This window comes from Nesterenkonia sp. HG001 (assembly GCF_034438835.1).
Lineage (GTDB): Bacteria > Actinomycetota > Actinomycetes > Actinomycetales > Micrococcaceae > Nesterenkonia > Nesterenkonia xinjiangensis.
Genome location: NZ_JAOSZD010000003.1, coordinates 43,715 through 59,294 on the forward strand (window position 1 = coordinate 43,715; position 15,580 = coordinate 59,294).

Genomic DNA, 15,580 nt, shown 5'->3' on the forward strand with positions numbered 1-15,580 from the left:
ATGGAGCCATGACCGATGCCACCCCCGGCCTGGACGACCTGCCTGCCCCTGTGCGGCGGCTGATGGACGGATCCACCGCGTCCCTCGTGTGGACCAACGAGCTCGGCGGGCGGACCTTCCGGCTGGAGGACGGCGGCCGGACCCGGTACCTGAAGTGGCAGCGGCGCGCCGGGCTGACGACGCGGCAGCTGGCCGACGTCGACCTGGTCGAGGAGGCACGCCGTCTCGGCTGGGCCGGCCGATTCCTCGCCGTGCCGCAGGTGCTGGCCTGCGGGTCCGAGGACGACGGCGCCTGGTTGCTCACGGACGGGATCGAGGCGGAGAACCCGTTGGCCCAGCGGTGGCGGACCGATCCTCTCCTCGCGGTGCCGGCGATCGCCCGCGGACTGCGACGACTCCACGACACGCTGCCTGTAGCCCGGTGTCCATTCACCTGCCGCTGGCTCGACGGGCGGCTTGCCGACTCCCCTAAGCCGGAGCGCCTCGTGGTCTGCCACGGTGATCCCTGCGTCCCGAACAGCCTGCTCGACGACCACGGCGACGCCGTCGCCCACGTGGACCTGGGAGGACTCGGTGTGGCCGACCGATGGGCTGACCTGGCGATCGCGAGCATGAGCATCGGCTGGGACATCAACTTCGGCCCCGGCCACGAGGAGCTGTTCTTCCAGGCATACGGGGTGGAGCCGGACCGGGAGCGGATCAGCTTCTACCGGAGACTGTGGGAGGGCTGACCGCCCTCGGGAGACCGACGACACCTGGAGTCCGCGTCCCCGGTGGACGACAATCATTCCACGAGACCCCACGCTGGAGGAGGACGACGATGCCCGACGCCCGTGTGACCGTAAGCCTCAGCTCCCGCCTCGGTCCCGCCTTCACCGTGGCGGGCGCCGCCCTGGGCGGGGTGGCGGCCATGCTGATCCGCCCGACCACCAGCTGGATGATGGATCGGTTGGACGGCTCGCCGGCTCCGCTGCGGCTGCTCGACCAGCTGCCGCTGTCCTGGTCGGTGCCGCTGCTGGCCGTGCTGGGGGCCGTCGCAGGGTTCCTGATCTACGCGGCGTGGAACCACGACGTCGGCACCGTGACCGTGGATGCCCAGACGGTGACGGTGGACCAGAAGACGGGCGCCGCCGTCTTCCGGCATGCAGAGATCTCCGACGCGTTCCTCGACAAGGATGACCTGGTCCTGCTGGCTCGAGATTCCCGCGAGCTCTCCCGCACACCCTCCGAGAACGGGCTCGCCTCCGAGCTGAAGGAGGCCTTCGGCATGTTCGGGCTGCCCTGGTCAGGGACCACGGACCCTCGGGACGTCGAATTCCACCCCTGGGTGGATCGCAGCAGAGAGCTGGACGCCGAGCTGCACACGATGCTGCGGGAGCGCCGCCGCGCGCTCGCAGACGGCCGGAGCGGGGAGGCAGAGTCACTGCGCGACCAGTTGACCGCCCACGGCGTCATCGTGCGCGATCGGGGCGGGGCCCAGCAGATCCGGATCCTGCCGGACTGAGCCACACCCGCGGCGGCGGAGCACAGCGGTCAGGCACAGTCGGGGATCAGACCACCTGTCCACGGTGACCGATGCTGTGTGCGAAGGCGGCGCCCCAGGCGTCCATGGCGGCCACGATCGGGTCCAGGCTGCGTCCGAGCGAGGTCAGGGAGTACTCGACCTTGGGAGGGACCTCGGCGTAGACCTCGCGGTGCACGACGCCGTCCTCCTCGAGCTCACGCAGCTGACGGGTGAGCGTCTTGCGGTTCGCCTCCGGCACCCGTCGGCCCAGCTCGCCGAAGCGGAGCGGGCCATCGGACAGCTGCTTGACGAGGGTGAGCTTCCAGGTGCCGCCGAGGACCGAGACGGCGACCTCGACGGGACAGACCTCCATGGCTCGCCGGACGGGGAGTCGCATCGCATTCTCCAGTTCTTCTCGGGCCTGGCCCACCGGGACAAAAATCTCCGTACTGTCGCTCCCTACCCTAGCGAAGCAGACTGGTCTCATGAAGACTTCCTGGGACTCACCGACCTCAGCCCCGACCTCAGCCCCGGCCTCGCGCACCGTGCTGTGGGTGAGCGCCCACCCGGAGTCCGACTCGCTCAACGGGCGGCTGCGCCGCGACGGCATCGCCGCGCTTCACCGACAGGGCCACACGGTGGTCGAATCTGACCTGTACGCGATGGGATGGGATCCGGTGATCCGCCCGGAGAACCTGGACCGGCGCGGTCGGGTCTCCCCCACCCGCGTCTCCGCCGCTGGGCGACGGGCGCAGCTGGAGGACGCCCAGCCTGATGATGTCGCCGCAGAACAGCTCAAGCTGCGCCGGGCAGATGCCGTCATCGTGCAGTTCCCGCTGTGGTGGTACGGCATGCCGGCGATCCTGAAGGGTTGGTTCGACCGGGTGTTCGTCTCCGGATTCGCCTTCGGCACGGATCCGCACACGGGGCGTCGGCTGCGCTTCGAGCAGGGGCCCTTCCGGGCTGTCAGGGCCCTGACCGTCATCACACTGGGGGACCGACCGGCGTCGATCGGACCCCGTGGCAAGAGTGGCGAGCTCCACGAGCTGCTCTTCGGACTGCTCCACGGAACCTTCGCCTACACGGGGATGGAACCGCTGGCGCCGTGGGCCCTGCCGAGCGCGGACTTCACCGATGCGGACTCCCACGCGCGGGCTCGGAGTTCGCTGCGCGACCGGCTCGTGCGTCTGTTCGACGAGGAGCCGCTGCGCTATCGGGAACAGTTCACCGGAGACTACACGGACCAGTGGGAGCTGCAGCCCGAGGTGCTTCCTGGGCAGACAGGGCTCTCGGTGCATCTGCGGTGATGCGGCCCGAGCTGGGTGCAGCCCGGGGTTCCCGTCCGGCCCGATCAGCGGCATGCTGATCACATGCGGCTGTTCGTGTCCCTGACTCCACCGGACCACGTGCTGGAGCACCTCGACGGCGCTCTGGACTCGGTCCGGACCATGGCTGCCCCGGAGTCCGGCAAGGGTCCCCCGGCGCTGCGGTGGGTGCCCGATGAGCTGCGCCACATCACCCTGGCGTTCTATGGGGAGATACCCGCGGGCGCCGTCGACGAGCTGATCGCCGGTCTGACCCTGGAACTGGCCACGCATCCACCGCTGGACCTGCGGCTTCGCGGGGCCGGGGTGTTCTCCTCTCGCACCCTCTGGGCCGGGGTGCAGGACCAGGCTCCTTCGACCCACAGTCGCCGCAACGGCCCGCTGGTCGACCTCATGATCGCCTGCGAGCAGGCCGGCCGAACGGCCGGCTCGAACCTGTCACGGCACGAGCGACGCCGCGCCCACCTCACCCTGGCCCGGGCCCGGGGGCGTGTCGGAGCGGACCGCCGCCACCGCGGGGGAGCCCTGCATCGAGGAGAGCGGGGCCACCGAGGAGAACCGGGACATCATCGACCGGCCGCGCCGGGGGCCGCAGTGCAGCTGCGTCAGTTCGCCGAGGCACTCGCCGTCTACGAAGGCCCGGTGTGGACCGCCGGTGAGGCCCATCTGATGCGTTCCGAGCTCGGCGCCGGGCCGGGTGGCGGGCCGCAGCACCGGTCCTTGGCGGTTCTTCCACTCACAGGCTGAACACCTGCGGCAGCAGACCCAGCACCACGGGGATGACGCCGAGCAGGATGAACGCCGGCAGGAAACAGGCCCCCAGCGGCAGCACCATCTTGACCCCGAGCTCCTCGGCACGTCGCTCTGCCGCATGACGACGCCGACGGCGCAGCTGACGTGCGCCGACCTGCAGAAGCTCCGCCGTCGGTGCTCCGGTGGCATGGGCGAAGGACAGCTGAGCACCGAGCTCGGCAAGCTCCCCCGACTGCCCCGCCCAGGCCTGCTCCCAGTCTGCCCCGGCGACCAGCGACCGATGCACCGCCGCCAGCGGTGCCGCGCCAGGAATGGTGCGAGCCAGCCTGTCCAGGGCCGCCTCGATGCCGACGCCGGCGGTGAGCAGGGCAGCCGTGAGATCCAGCAGCATCGCAGCATCAGCCTCCCCGGGGGCCTCCCCGGCAGCCATTGCAGACGCCGTGCCCGCTCCGCGGGTCGGGCCAGGGGCGATGATGACTCCGTGGCCGCGACCGTGACGGTGAGCAGGGCCGCTGCCCGAGCCTCGCCGGCGGCGGCCGCCCTGCACCCGGTCGGTGTCTCGGCGCTCTGACCACGGCCGCCGGGGACGGACCACGAGCAGCGGCGATGCTCGGGGCACCAGCAGGAGGACGGCCACGGCGGCCAGCAGGATGCCTGCAGTCAGAGGACCCAGTGTCCCCTGCACGTTCGTCGACCATTCACCCATCGCCGGCCACCGCCCGGATCATCCCTCGGCTCCACCACACTCCGGCCAGCATGAGCGCCCCGCCCGCGCTCAGGCAGAAGAGTCCGGCGGGTGAGCCGAACAGCACCCCGAGCACATCGGCGCCGATGAGCTGGCCGACGAGCAGCCCACCCACCGGCAGCGCGGCCAACACCACCTGGGTGAGGCGCGGTCCGGCCACTGCGGAGCTGATCGCGGCGGCGACCTCGCCGTCGTCGTCGAGGGTGGAGGCGAGTTCCTCGGCCAGTCTGGACAATGGCGCCCCGGTGTCCTCTGAGAGCCGGAGCAGCCCGGCCAGCCGGCTGGCCACGCGCAGCAGCCGCACATCGTCGCGCCGGGATCCTGCCGGGGACGCAGAGCCTGAGACAGACCCCGAGCCCCAGGGCTGCGCAGACAGGTGGTGGAGCGCAGACCTGCGGGGAGCACCGGTCCGGTGGAGGCGCAGAGCGCCGGTCCACAACGCCCTCGGCCCGATGAACCGACGGAGCGGGCCGGAGGCATTGAGCCGTTCGCGCAGTTCCGCCGTGAACCGGTCCAGCCCGTCGGCGGCACCTCTCCCGGCCCGATCGGCAGCGGCGGCGCGGGCACACAGCTGTGCCAGAGGATGCTCCATCGGGAGGTGCTCCACAGCGCCTCGCCGGGGATTGACCACCGAGGTGCCCTGGCCCCGGGCGGCCCACTGGTGCGCCAGATCCGCCCAGACCTGGCCAGGGCCGCGTCCCGACTGTAGCAGCGCCGACAGCTGGCGGAGCAGCATCGCCGCATCCCGAGTCACCCCGGCACCACGACCGCCGTCGATTCCGAGCATCCGCAGGGCGCGCCGGCGCGCGCCCTCGCGGCGAGCGCGCGGCATGGGCAGGGCAGTCTCCCGCTGGTCCGCACCGCCCTGGACCGGCCCACCCCGGATCAGGCTGCCCCGGATCAAGCCGCTCCGGATCAGGCCTCCGACGGCCGGCTCCGGGCACGGGCCTGCGAGGCCCTGACGCTGGCCTCTCCGGGGAGATCCCGAGACCAGCAGCAGCATCGCCGCCACGCCGAGCACCCCGGAGGAGAGGACGAGCAGCGCCGTGTGCATCATGCTCCGTCCCTCCACGTCTGGCAGGCCGATCCCCCGCGTTCCGCCTGCCCGCTGCGCTCGGTGATCCCGGCACGGACCCTCAGCTCCTCCCAGGCGGGACCCTGGGGGCCCACGGCGTCGTCCACCAGTGCAGGTTCCATGTGCAGGCGCCCCTCCCGGTGCCGGACCACGGATGCCGCCACGGGCATGCGTCGACCACCCCGCCGCTCCACGTGGATGACCACGTCCAGGGCGGCGGCGGCCTGCAGAGCCACCGACTCCGGCGCCATGCCGGCGAGCGCCCCCATCGCCGCCAGCCGGGCGGGCACCGCTTCCGGGGAATTGGCGTGCACGGTCCCCGCGGCCCCCTGGTGCCCGGTGTTCATCGCCGCCAGGAAGTCTCGCAGCTCGGCGCCCCGGCATTCCCCGACGATGAGTCGGTCCGGCCGCATCCGCAGGGTCTGCCGGACCAGCTCGCCCATCTCGATCCGGCCGGCGCCTTCGACGTTGCCGGCTCGGCCCTGCAGGTGCACCACGTGCGGGTGGTCCGGCAGCATCTCGGTGGTGTCCTCCACCACGATGATCCTCTCGCCCGAGGGGCAGGTGCCCAGCATCGCGGCGAGCAGGCTGGTCTTGCCGGAGCCGGTCGCCCCGGAGATCAGCACGTTCATGCGTTTCTCCACGATCCCGCGGATCAGGGCCAGCCACTGGTCACGAGCCGCCCACTGGCGGGCCAGGTCCTCCAGCCCGGCCTGGGCGCCTCGGGCGACACGCACGGAGATCAGAGTTCCTTCCACCGCCACCGGGGGGACCACAGCATGGATGCGGCAGGGACCCAGCCGTCCGTCGGCACAGGGGTGGCCTTCGTCCAGGCGTCCGCCGGAGAGCGAGATGAGCCTCCTGGCCAGGCCACGCGCCTGCTCCTCGGATTCCAGACGCACTCCGGTGTCGGTCAGCCCGCCGGTCCCGTCGATCCATATGCGCCGCCGCCCGTCCACCAGGACGTCGGTCACGTCAGGCTGATCCACGAATCGCTGCAGCGGCCCCAGTCCCACCAGTTCATCCCGCAGGGAGGTCACCAGTCGGCGCGTGGTCTCGGCCCCCAGCGCCCGCCCGGAGGTGCGTACCGCCTCGGCGATGCGCGCCGCGGTAAGCGGTTCCGTGCCGGCGGTCAGCTCCTCGCGCAGCCGTGACAGCACCTCGTCGACGTCGTCCCGGAGCACGCCGAGCCGCTCAGCCATCCCGCTCACCGTCGCTGACCAGCCCGGCCGCCTCGACCAATGCGCCGGCGAAGGCCGCACCGCGTCGGCTGCGGAGAAGCTCATAGGCCTCCGCAAGCTCCCCGCTGCGGCGCAGCCAGCGCTGTTCAGCCAACTCAGCCGCGACCCGAAGCCCCAGCCGACGACCCACCTCCTTCGGAGTGATCCCGCCGCGCGAGGTCCCATTGACCACCACGGACCAGTCGACGTCGTGACCTTGCAGCGGAAGCTCACCCACCGCTGCCACACCCCGCGGAGACGGTTCCGTGACCAGCAGCCCTGCCTCAGGCGGGCCTCCCAAGACGTCCAGGACGCCGACTCGACGTCCGGCGTCGACCACGACAAGGTCCACGGCACGGCGCGCGGCGACGACCACCGCCGAGACAGCGGTCGGCACCGCGTCGTCCTCGGCAGGTTCCCCGGTGATCAGCGAGATGCCGTCCACTTCGGCGAGCGCTCCTGGCAGCTGGGCGGCGGAGAGGGGCCCGTCCATGCGATCCAGCTCCTGCCAGTCCAGGGCGGCCGCCGCGCCGACCAGCGCCCCGGTCCGGCGAGCCTGGTCCCGGAGGGCGCGAAGCCCGCTGCCGGCGTCCGGGTCGGCGTCCAGCAGCAGGACCCTCAGCCCACGAGCAGCTGCCTCGGCGGCCGTCAGATAGGCCACCGTGGAAGCACCTGCTCCTCCCACAGCGCCGAGCACCGCAAGCACCCGTCCGGGGAGTCGGTCCATCACCAGGGAGGCGAGGTGATCGGTGAGCCACTGCTCCCCCTGCGGCAGCGGCACGGGCCGCAGCTGGGGATGCCGAGCCGCCAGCTCCCACAGGTTAGGACGCCCGGCACGCACCTCGCCCGGACGGACCGGAACATAGGCAGGCCCTGCCTCCGGCGCCTCGACCGAGACCAGCAGGACCTCGCCGCGCCACCTCTCCGGCGGAGGCGCATCCGGACCGCAGAGCACCGCCGCCCAGCTCTCGGCTGAGATGGGAGCCTCACTCCAGATGGAGCAGACGTGCAGACGCGCTCCGAGGACGGCCGCCATCAGGGCGACATCGTCTCGGATGTCCTGCTGAGCGGTGACCAGCAGCAGCTCCGGATCCTCTGCCTCCGCAGGAAGCAGGGAGAGGGCGGACCGGCTGAGATCAGGGGGACGGGGCGGCATGGCTCAAGCCTCGTCGACCGAGACCACCCGGACCAGGGGGCCTGCGGCGCCTGTGGAGAGCCGGGTGTGTCGGAGGATCTGTGGAGGAACGGCACCTGCGGCGGCGGCCCCTGCCGGGGGATCAGAACAGCGGCTGGTACTCCCGCGGGTCCACGCTGGCCTCCTGGTCCCAGGGTTCCTCCCAGCCGAGCCGGCTGAGGATCCGGTCCAGCAGGATCCCGGTGAAGCCCCAGATCAGCGTGCCGCCCACCAGGAATGCCGGAGCACGATGAGTGGTCCCGTGGCGATGGATCACCGAGGTGCTGCGATTGACCGGGTCCACCAGCTGAGGCACCGGCACGCGGATGACCGCTTCCACCTCGCCGACCTGCGGGACCAGGACTCCCGTCTCCCGGACCACACCGACCACCGGAGTGACCATGAATCCACTGACCGGCACGGGAGCCGGCGGAAGCTGCCCGATGACCTCCACCCGTGAGGGCTCCAGGCCGATCTCCTCGTGGGCCTCCCGCAGCGCGGCGGCCGTCGGGTCAGCGTCGAAGGCCTCGACGGCTCCACCGGGGAACGCCACCTGCCCGGGGTGCTTGGCGAGGCTGCGGGAACGCTCGGTGACCAGCACGTAGGGTGGCGCGACGTCGCCGGCCCCCGCAGCCGCCGTCCCGGCACCACTGCTCGGCCCCAGGCAGAAGAGCACCAGCACTGCTGCCTCCCGCCCCTCGCCGGGGAGCATCGCCGGCTCGGCCGGCGGCGTCGTGGCGGGCTCGGGTGTCCACCACCAGCCGCCCAGCTCAGCCGCCTCCGGCCATTTCACGGCATATTCGCCCGCAGAGGCCACGAGCCGGCTCAGCTCATCGACCATCGACGCGTGCACACCAGACTCATGCACTGAGCGGATGCCCTTCATCACGCAGCTGCCGGCGGGTCCACCCGGCACGCATCTTCTCCAGCAGCTCTTCCCTGCCAGGGGCGAGCTCATACTTAAGCAGCTCGCGGGCCGCCTGCGGCTCCACCTCGCCGACCCCGTAGGACGGGCACCATCGGGCGATGGGGCAGGCGCCGCAGGCCGGGCGTCGGGAATGGCAGACCCGGCGTCCGTGGAAGACCAGTCGGTGGGAGAGCATCGTCCAGTCCTTGGGCTCGAAGAGCTCGGCGACGTCACGCTCCACCTTGACCGGGTCTTCCTGGTCCGTCATCCCCAGACGGCGGGCCAGCCGCCCGAAGTGGGTGTCCACGGTCAGGCCTGGTGTGCCGAAGGCGTTGCCCAGCACCACGAACGCGGTCTTGCGGCCCACTCCGGGCAGCTTGACCAGGGCGTCCAGTCGGCCGGGCACCGCGCCGTCGTGCTCCTCCACCAGCGCCTGGGACAGGCCCAGCAGGGAACGGGCCTTGGCGCGGTAGAAGCCGGTCGGACGGATCAGCTCGGAGAGCTCCCGCTCATCGGCCACCGCCATGGCGTGGGCGTCGGGGAAGCGCGAGAACAACGACGGCGTCACCTGGTTCACCCGCACATCGGTGGTCTGGGCGGAGAGCACCGTGGCGACCAGCAGCTCGAAGGGGTTCTCGAAATCCAGCTCCGCCACGGCGTAGGGGTAGGTCTCGCCCAGCACCCGGTTGATCTTCCGCACGCGGCGAGTGGTCGCCAGCGGGGTCTCCTCGCGCATCATCGAGGCCATTCTACGGGTGCCTCGGCAGGCGCGAGGGAGCCGTCCAGGAAACCGCTCGTCGCAGAATACCTACCGCTCATCACGACCGCTCGTGAAAAACTCCAGGTCAGCATGCTGTGTGCTGTGTCATACGGTGAGTGACACCTCGCCCTGGGCGCCCGCCGCGCGGTATTGTGATCGGCGACACAGGAAGGTGTCGGACGGCGTCGCGCGCACCGGCCGACCCGGGGGTCACCGGGCGGCACACCGCGTTGCGACGCACCTGGAGCACCCTAGGAGGACAGCGCATGACCCCCACTCCCCCGGCAGACAACCAGCTGGACAGCATGCTCAAGGAGAACCGCTCGTTCCCGCCGAGCGAAGACTTCGCCGCGAACGCCGTGGCTACGGCAGACCGTTATGAGAAGGCACAGGCAGACCGTCTCGGATACTGGGCCGAGCAGGCCCGCTCCGTGCTGAGCTGGGACACCGATTTCAGCGAGACCCTCGACTGGTCCGAGGCCCCCTTCGCGAAGTGGTTCGTCGGCGGCGAGGTCAATGCGGCCTACAACGCCGTGGACCGCCATGTGGAGGCCGGCGTCGGGGACCGCGTGGCGATCCACTTCGAAGGCGAGCCCGGCGACACGCGCTCGATCACCTACGCGGAGCTCAAGGACGACGTCTCCCGCGCGGCCAACGCCTTCGAGTCCCTCGGCGTGGCCAAGGGCGACCGGGTGGCCATCTACATGCCGATGATCCCCGAGACCATCGTGACCATGCTGGCCTGCGCCCGCATCGGCGCCATCCACTCGGTGGTCTTCGGCGGGTTCTCCTCCGACGCGCTGCGCTCGCGGATCGACGACGCCGAGGCCAAGCTCGTGGTCACCGCCGACGGCTCCTACCGCCGCGGCAAGCCCTCGGCTCTGAAGCCGGCCGTGGACGAGGCCCTCGCCGCCCCCGGCCACACCGTGGAGAACGTGGTGGTGGTCCGCCGCAACGGCGAGGACACCGCGTTCCACGAGATCGACACCTGGTGGCATGATCTGGTGCCGCAGCAGTCGCCCGAGCACCACTACGTGCCCCACGACTCCGAGCACCCGCTGTTCATCCTCTACACCTCCGGCACCACCGGGAAGCCCAAGGGCATCCTGCACACCACCGGGGGCTACCTCACCCAGACCGCGGTGACCCACCGGGACAGCTTCGACCTGAAGCCGGAGACCGACGTCTACTGGTGCACCGCCGACGTCGGCTGGGTCACCGGGCACTCCTACATCGTCTACGGCCCCCTGATCAACGGCGCGACCCAGGTGGTCTACGAAGGCACCCCGGACTCTCCGCACAAGGGCCGACTCTGGGAGCTCGTGCAGAAGTACAGGGTCACCCAGTTCTACACCGCACCCACGTTGATCCGGACCTGCATGAAGTGGGGCCGGGAGATCCCCGACCAGTACGACCTCTCCAGCCTGCGGGTGCTCGGCACCGTGGGCGAGGCCATCAACCCCGAGGCCTGGATGTGGTACCGCGAGGTCATCGGGGCGAACAACGGCCCCGGGAACGCATCGAAGGAGCACCCCGCCCCGATCGTGGACACCTGGTGGCAGACGGAGACCGGTGCCCACATGATCGCCCCACTGCCGGGGGTGACCGCGACGAAGCCCGGCTCCGCCCAGGCAGGGGTGCCCGGCGTGGAGATCGGCGTCGTCGACGAGATGGGCACCCCGCTGGGCAGGGGCGAGGCCGGCCTGCTGGTCGTCAAGGAACCGTGGCCCGCCATGCTGCGCGGCATCTGGAAGAACCCGGAGCGGTACCAGGAGACCTACTGGTCACGGTTCGGGGACGTCTACTTCGCCGGTGACGGCGCCCGCACCGATGACGACGGGGACATCTGGCTGATGGGCCGGGTGGACGACGTCATGAACGTCTCCGGCCACCGACTCTCCACCACGGAGATCGAATCTGCGCTGGTCTCTCACGAGGCGGTGGCCGAGGCTGCCGTGGTGGGCGCGAAGGATGCCACCACCGGTGAGGCGGTGGTCGCGTTCGTCATCCTGCGCGGCGACGCCGAGGGCGGTGACCCCGCGCAGACGGAACAGGAGCTGCGCACCCACGTGGGCAAGGAGATCGGCCCGATCGCCAAGCCCCGCAACGTGCTGGTGGTCCCGGAGCTGCCGAAGACCCGCTCCGGGAAGATCATGCGCCGTCTGCTCAAGGACGTGGCCGAGGGCCGTGAGGCCGGTGACGCCTCCACGTTGGCCGACCCTTCGGTGATGCTGCAGATCGCCGAGGACATGCGCGCCAAGCACGGCGCCGCCACCTGAGCCTCAGCTGCGAGGCTCGGGGAATGCGGGTCGCAGGGTCAGGGGCCGTGCTGCTCAGCCGCCGCGCGCGATGCGCACCGCAGGACTGAGCAGCGCGGCGGCGTCGGCCTGGGTGCCCTCGAGATGGGGTGCCGGCGGCGCCTCAGGTGGACGGCGCGTCGGGCCGCCGTCGAGGTGAACTCACCGTCGTCGAAGATGGCCGGGCCCCACCGCCATAATGCGGGCATCGCCGAGGGGCCGCTCGGAGGGCCAGTGCAGCTCGCCCAGCGGATCGATCTCCTGCTCCAGCCGGGTGAACCAGCTGCCGCCGACGATGCCCCGCTCCACGAGCCCGCGGGCCACCAGCCGGGCGACGGCCAGTGCCCCGGCGGCCTGGAAGTGGGTGTCGTCCTGGGCCCCGTCCGGGTGCTGCGGGTGGCTCCCGGGGGCCAGGTGCATGAAATGCTCCAGAGTTCCCTCGGGGCCGAGCTGCTGCCACAGCGACTTCGAGGAGGCGGTGAGATCGACCAGCGGGACCTCCAGCGTCTCGGCGAGCTCCCGCATGGCACGCGGATATGCGCCGTGGGTGTCACGGGCCCGGCCGGCGTCGTCGAAGCGTCGGCGTTCCACGGGAGTCACCAGCACCGGGATTCCGCCCTGCTCGCGGGCACGGTCCACATATCGGGTCAGGTACTCCCGATAGGTGGTGTCGGGGTCCGTGCCGCGATCTGGGTCCTCCGTCTTGGAGTCGTTGTGGCCGAAGGAGATGAGCAGCACGTCCCCGGGCTGCATGAGGTCCAGGACGACATCGAACTTGCCGGCATCGTGGAAGCTCTTGGACGAGGCCCCCGACCACGCGTAGTCGAAGGTCCGTGCACCTTGTCCCATGAGCAGCGGCAGCGCCTGACCCCAGCCGGCCCGAGGTCGGATCGCGTGCTCGTACACCGAGGCTGTCGAATCTCCGACGACGAAGACAACCAGGCCGCGGCCCTCGGGAGGCTCGGTGGGGGACATGGTCGAGTCTCCTCTGCGAGCTCGGCGGCGACTCCGGCGGCGACTCCACACCGGGGCCATGAGGTGCGTCACTGCCTGTGACGTCTCGACACGCTATCGGGATTCGGCCGCATATGGCAGAGGTCATGCTGGATGGGTACAGCATGAGTCGCGTCAGGACTCAACGGCGCCGTCAGGCTCACATCCCGCCAGCCGTTAGGCTGAGGGCACCGGGCTGGGCAGGGCCTCGTCCTGCTGACCGGCCCGGCGCCTGACCGTGCGCGCCTCCCGCTGCGCACGCCACCCTTGAAGAGGAGCCGAAGATGAGTGCAGAGACCAGCGCCTCCGCCGAGACCGGTGCCGCTTCCGGCGCCGGACGTCTGCTGATCGTCAACGGGCCGAACCTGAACCTGTTGGGCACCCGCGAGCCGGAGATCTACGGCGCCGAGACCCTCGAGGACATCCACGAGCTCTGCAGGACCTCCGCCGCGGAGCTCGGGTTCGCCGTCGACGTCGTGCAGTCCAACCACGAGGGCGAGCTGGTGGACGCGATCCAGGCAGCCCGCGGAACGGCCGCGGGCATCGTGATCAACCCGGCCGCCTACACCCACACTTCGGTGGCCATCGCCGACGCCCTGCGGGCGGTGGGACTGCCCCTGGTGGAGGTGCACCTGTCCAACGTGCACGCCCGCGAGGACTTCCGCCGCCACTCCTACGTCTCCTCTCTGGCGCAGGCCGTGATCGCCGGCGCCGGAGTGCGCGGCTACAGGTTCGCGATCGAGCTGCTGGCCACGACGCTCCGCCGCTGACCGGGGCTCAGCGCTCCACGCACTGACCGGTGGAGACCGTCTCGGTGTAGGCGTCCGGGCCGGTCAGCACCTCGCCGGCCTCCTCTGCGGTGAGCGCGAAGCCGACCGAGCTGCCCTCCATCGCGCGGGCGAAGACCACACCGACGACGTCGCCGTCGCCGTCGATCAGCGGTCCGCCGGAGTTGCCCTGCCGGACGTCGGCGTTGAGCTGGTAGATCTCCAGCGCGGCGGGGGCGCTGCCGTAGATGTTGTTGACCTGTGAGACGTCGCGGGCCTGGACCACTGCGGTCCCCGCCTGGAACGGACCTCCGGCGGGGTAGCCCATCACGAAGCCGGACTCGCCGGCGTCGAGGGGCTCGCCGACCTCCAGGGGCGCGGCGTCCACGGGGTCCACAGCGAGCAGCGCGAGGTCCTCGGAGGCGTCGAAGTGCACCACCCGGGCCGAGACCACCTGCCCGTCACGAAGCTCCACGGTCGGCTCCACCACACCTGCCACCACATGCGCGTTGGTCACCACGCGGGTGGGTGAGACGACGAAGCCGGAGCCGGACTGGCTCAGCCCGCACTGGTCGGCGACTCCGGTGATCCTCGCCACCGACTGGGAGGCGCGCTCGGCGTCTCCGCTGAGGTCCTGCGCATCCGGGGTCTCGTCGCTCTCGGGCACCAGGGTCTGGGTGAGCTCGGGGATGTCCGATTCCATGACCGTGCTGCGGATCTGCGCGATCCACGCCTCAGCGCGCTCGGGCATCACCGAGGTGATGCCCATCAGCACGGAGGACTGCCGCATGTGCTGGTTGACCTGGGGAAACCCCATGGCGCCGATGGAGAGCGAGAGCGCGGCGATGACGACCACGGCGACGACGGCGTTGAGCGCCCCGCCGATCAGCGATCCCAGGGTGCGCAGCGCCGGTGAGCGGAACATCCGCTGCACCTCGGCCCCCGCGGTGGTGCCGAGCGCGTGGCCGGCGACGACCAGCACGATCGCGGCGGCGATCACCGCGATGATGCGCCACAGCGGGTCGGGAACCCACCCGGCGACCAGGGGGATCGCGAAGAACGCGGCGACGGCTCCCACCAGGAACCCGGCGATGCCGCCGACGGTGATCCAGATTCCCTTGTGCAGGCCGGCGATCAGGAATCCGAGGAGCACGAGCACCAGGATCACATCGAGCAGGGTGACACCCATCTCTGGGCTCCTCTCAGCAGGGGCTGGGCGGCAGCCACCAGGATGACACACCGGCCTGACAGGGCCTGGATGCGCGCTCGGAGCCGCGCCGAGGCTATCCTGGACGTTTCCCAGTTCGCCCCTGACCTGATACTTTCTTACCAGCGAGAAAGCATGCATCTCGGAGAGGAAGAACGGAAGACCATGGATCTTGAAGTACTGCGTCGCGCACCCCTGTTCGCGACTGTCGACGACGACGTCTTCGCCGCACTGACCGCGGAACTCTCCGAGGTGGACCTTGCGCGTGGGAGTTCCATCTTCCACGAAGGTGATCAGGGCGACCAGCTCTATTTCATCATCTCGGGCAAGATCAAGCTCGGCCGCACCACTCCGGACGGCCGCGAGAACCTGCTGGCCGTGCTCGGCCCGGGTGAGATCTTCGGCGAGATGGCGCTGTTCAACCCCGCACCGCGCACAGCCACTGCCACGGCCGTCTCCGAGACCCGCCTGGCGGGCCTGCGGCACGAGAGCCTGCGCGAGATCATCACCTCCACCCCGGAGGTCTCGGTGCAGCTGCTCCAGGCCCTGGCCAAGCGCCTGACGCGCACCAACGAGTCGCTGGCCGACCTGGTCTTCTCCGACGTGCCCGGCCGTGTGGCCAAGGCCCTGCTGGACCTGGCGGACCGTTTCGGACGTCCGGCTCCGGACGGGGTGCTCGTCGCCCATGAGCTCACCCAGGAGGAGCTGGCCCAGCTGGTCGGCGCCTCCCGGGAGACGGTGAACAAGGCGCTGGCCGAGTTCGTCCAGCGCGGTTGGCTGCGTCTGGAGGCACGCGCCGTCGTGATCCTCGACATTCAGCGCATCCGCCAGCGCTCCCGCTGACCACAGCGCC

General features: G+C 70.8%; 16 protein-coding genes. 7 read left to right on the top strand and 9 right to left on the bottom strand.

Going from position 1 to position 15,580, the window contains the following annotated elements; all coding sequences use genetic code 11:
* The first annotated feature begins 8 nt into the window (after positions 1–8).
* Together ODE13_RS05780 and ODE13_RS05785 are read left to right on the top strand one after the other, a co-directional pair.
* Positions 9–731 (top strand): aminoglycoside 3'-phosphotransferase, encoded by a 723-nt coding sequence (locus tag ODE13_RS05780; protein ID WP_322478401.1) that lies wholly within the window; start codon positions 9–11, stop codon positions 729–731.
* 89 nt (positions 732–820) lie between these two features.
* The gene (locus ODE13_RS05785) at positions 821–1,504 is read left to right on the top strand and encodes a hypothetical protein (protein ID WP_322478402.1); all 684 of its coding nucleotides are present in this window, start codon (positions 821–823) and stop codon (positions 1,502–1,504) included.
* 46 nt (positions 1,505–1,550) lie between these two features.
* On the opposite strand, the gene ODE13_RS05790 is transcribed toward ODE13_RS05785, so the two are convergent.
* Positions 1,551–1,901, bottom strand: coding sequence for a helix-turn-helix domain-containing protein (locus ODE13_RS05790; RefSeq protein WP_322478403.1), 351 nt, complete (start codon positions 1,899–1,901; stop codon positions 1,551–1,553).
* Between the two features lie 88 nt (positions 1,902–1,989).
* On the opposite strand from ODE13_RS05790, the gene ODE13_RS05795 reads away from it, so the two are divergent.
* Complete coding sequence (locus ODE13_RS05795) at positions 1,990–2,811, top strand: NAD(P)H-dependent oxidoreductase (protein ID WP_322478404.1); 822 nt, start codon at positions 1,990–1,992, stop codon at positions 2,809–2,811.
* A 63-nt stretch (positions 2,812–2,874) separates the two neighbouring features.
* On the top strand, positions 2,875–3,576 hold the full coding sequence (locus ODE13_RS05800; protein ID WP_322478405.1) for a 2'-5' RNA ligase family protein: 702 nt from the start codon (positions 2,875–2,877) through the stop codon (positions 3,574–3,576).
* Here ODE13_RS05800 and ODE13_RS05805 read toward each other — a convergent pair.
* The 6 genes from ODE13_RS05805 to nth all read right to left on the bottom strand — a co-directional run bounded on the left by ODE13_RS05805 (position 3,566) and on the right by nth (position 9,451).
* Positions 3,566–4,288, bottom strand: a complete 723-nt coding sequence (locus ODE13_RS05805; protein ID WP_322478406.1) for a type II secretion system F family protein — start codon at positions 4,286–4,288, stop codon at positions 3,566–3,568. The two genes, ODE13_RS05800 and ODE13_RS05805, sit on opposite strands and share 11 nt — an antisense overlap.
* Positions 4,281–5,384 (bottom strand): hypothetical protein, encoded by a 1,104-nt coding sequence (locus ODE13_RS05810; protein ID WP_322478407.1) that lies wholly within the window; start codon positions 5,382–5,384, stop codon positions 4,281–4,283. Before ODE13_RS05810 ends, ODE13_RS05805 begins: the two co-directional genes overlap by 8 nt.
* On the bottom strand, positions 5,381–6,604 hold the full coding sequence (locus ODE13_RS05815; protein ID WP_322478408.1) for a TadA family conjugal transfer-associated ATPase: 1,224 nt from the start codon (positions 6,602–6,604) through the stop codon (positions 5,381–5,383). Before ODE13_RS05815 ends, ODE13_RS05810 begins: the two co-directional genes overlap by 4 nt.
* Positions 6,597–7,778 (bottom strand): hypothetical protein, encoded by a 1,182-nt coding sequence (locus ODE13_RS05820; RefSeq protein ID WP_322478409.1) that lies wholly within the window; start codon positions 7,776–7,778, stop codon positions 6,597–6,599. Before ODE13_RS05820 ends, ODE13_RS05815 begins: the two co-directional genes overlap by 8 nt.
* Before the next feature lie 121 nt (positions 7,779–7,899).
* Complete coding sequence (locus ODE13_RS05825) at positions 7,900–8,649, bottom strand: CoA pyrophosphatase (protein WP_322478410.1); 750 nt, start codon at positions 8,647–8,649, stop codon at positions 7,900–7,902.
* A 7-nt stretch (positions 8,650–8,656) separates the two neighbouring features.
* On the bottom strand, positions 8,657–9,451 hold the full coding sequence (gene nth, locus ODE13_RS05830; protein ID WP_322478411.1) for an endonuclease III: 795 nt from the start codon (positions 9,449–9,451) through the stop codon (positions 8,657–8,659).
* Between the two features lie 278 nt (positions 9,452–9,729).
* On the opposite strand from nth, the gene acs reads away from it, so the two are divergent.
* Complete coding sequence (gene acs / locus ODE13_RS05835) at positions 9,730–11,742, top strand: acetate--CoA ligase (RefSeq protein ID WP_322478412.1); 2,013 nt, start codon at positions 9,730–9,732, stop codon at positions 11,740–11,742.
* 180 nt (positions 11,743–11,922) lie between these two features.
* Here acs and ODE13_RS05840 read toward each other — a convergent pair whose 3' ends face one another.
* On the bottom strand, positions 11,923–12,735 hold the full coding sequence (locus ODE13_RS05840; protein WP_322478413.1) for a rhamnogalacturonan acetylesterase: 813 nt from the start codon (positions 12,733–12,735) through the stop codon (positions 11,923–11,925).
* 302 nt (positions 12,736–13,037) lie between these two features.
* Between ODE13_RS05840 and aroQ the strand changes: the two genes are divergently transcribed.
* Positions 13,038–13,523: a type II 3-dehydroquinate dehydratase gene (gene aroQ / locus ODE13_RS05845; protein ID WP_322478414.1), complete on the top strand. Its 486-nt coding sequence runs from the start codon at positions 13,038–13,040 to the stop codon at positions 13,521–13,523.
* Between the two features lie 7 nt (positions 13,524–13,530).
* Here aroQ and ODE13_RS05850 read toward each other — a convergent pair whose 3' ends face one another.
* Positions 13,531–14,709 carry a MarP family serine protease gene (locus tag ODE13_RS05850; protein WP_322478415.1) on the bottom strand — a complete coding sequence of 393 codons (1,179 nt, stop codon included), beginning with the start codon at positions 14,707–14,709 and terminating at the stop codon, positions 13,531–13,533.
* Positions 14,710–14,892: 183 nt separating this feature from the next.
* Here ODE13_RS05850 and ODE13_RS05855 point away from each other — a divergent pair, with 183 nt between their 5' ends.
* Entirely contained in the window at positions 14,893–15,570 is a 678-nt protein-coding gene (locus tag ODE13_RS05855; RefSeq protein ID WP_179541161.1) for a Crp/Fnr family transcriptional regulator, read from the top strand.
* Positions 15,571–15,580: the final 10 nt, after the last annotated feature.

Excerpts from the sequence above, each read along its gene's own strand:
- ODE13_RS05780 (WP_322478401.1), top strand. The coding sequence starts at position 9 with ATGACCGATGCCACCCCCGGCCTGGACGACCTGCCTGCCCCTGTGCGG.
- ODE13_RS05785 (WP_322478402.1), top strand. The coding sequence starts at position 821 with ATGCCCGACGCCCGTGTGACCGTAAGCCTCAGCTCCCGCCTCGGTCCC.
- ODE13_RS05790 (WP_322478403.1), bottom strand. The coding sequence starts at position 1,901 with ATGCGACTCCCCGTCCGGCGAGCCATGGAGGTCTGTCCCGTCGAGGTC.
- ODE13_RS05795 (WP_322478404.1), top strand. The coding sequence starts at position 1,990 with ATGAAGACTTCCTGGGACTCACCGACCTCAGCCCCGACCTCAGCCCCG.
- ODE13_RS05800 (WP_322478405.1), top strand. The coding sequence starts at position 2,875 with ATGCGGCTGTTCGTGTCCCTGACTCCACCGGACCACGTGCTGGAGCAC.
- ODE13_RS05805 (WP_322478406.1), bottom strand. The coding sequence starts at position 4,288 with ATGGGTGAATGGTCGACGAACGTGCAGGGGACACTGGGTCCTCTGACT.
- ODE13_RS05810 (WP_322478407.1), bottom strand. The coding sequence starts at position 5,384 with ATGATGCACACGGCGCTGCTCGTCCTCTCCTCCGGGGTGCTCGGCGTG.
- ODE13_RS05815 (WP_322478408.1), bottom strand. The coding sequence starts at position 6,604 with ATGGCTGAGCGGCTCGGCGTGCTCCGGGACGACGTCGACGAGGTGCTG.
- ODE13_RS05820 (WP_322478409.1), bottom strand. The coding sequence starts at position 7,778 with ATGCCGCCCCGTCCCCCTGATCTCAGCCGGTCCGCCCTCTCCCTGCTT.
- nth (WP_322478411.1), bottom strand. The coding sequence starts at position 9,451 with ATGGCCTCGATGATGCGCGAGGAGACCCCGCTGGCGACCACTCGCCGC.
- acs (WP_322478412.1), top strand. The coding sequence starts at position 9,730 with ATGACCCCCACTCCCCCGGCAGACAACCAGCTGGACAGCATGCTCAAG.
- ODE13_RS05840 (WP_322478413.1), bottom strand. The coding sequence starts at position 12,735 with ATGTCCCCCACCGAGCCTCCCGAGGGCCGCGGCCTGGTTGTCTTCGTC.
- aroQ (WP_322478414.1), top strand. The coding sequence starts at position 13,038 with ATGAGTGCAGAGACCAGCGCCTCCGCCGAGACCGGTGCCGCTTCCGGC.
- ODE13_RS05850 (WP_322478415.1), bottom strand. The coding sequence starts at position 14,709 with ATGGGTGTCACCCTGCTCGATGTGATCCTGGTGCTCGTGCTCCTCGGA.
- ODE13_RS05855 (WP_179541161.1), top strand. The coding sequence starts at position 14,893 with ATGGATCTTGAAGTACTGCGTCGCGCACCCCTGTTCGCGACTGTCGAC.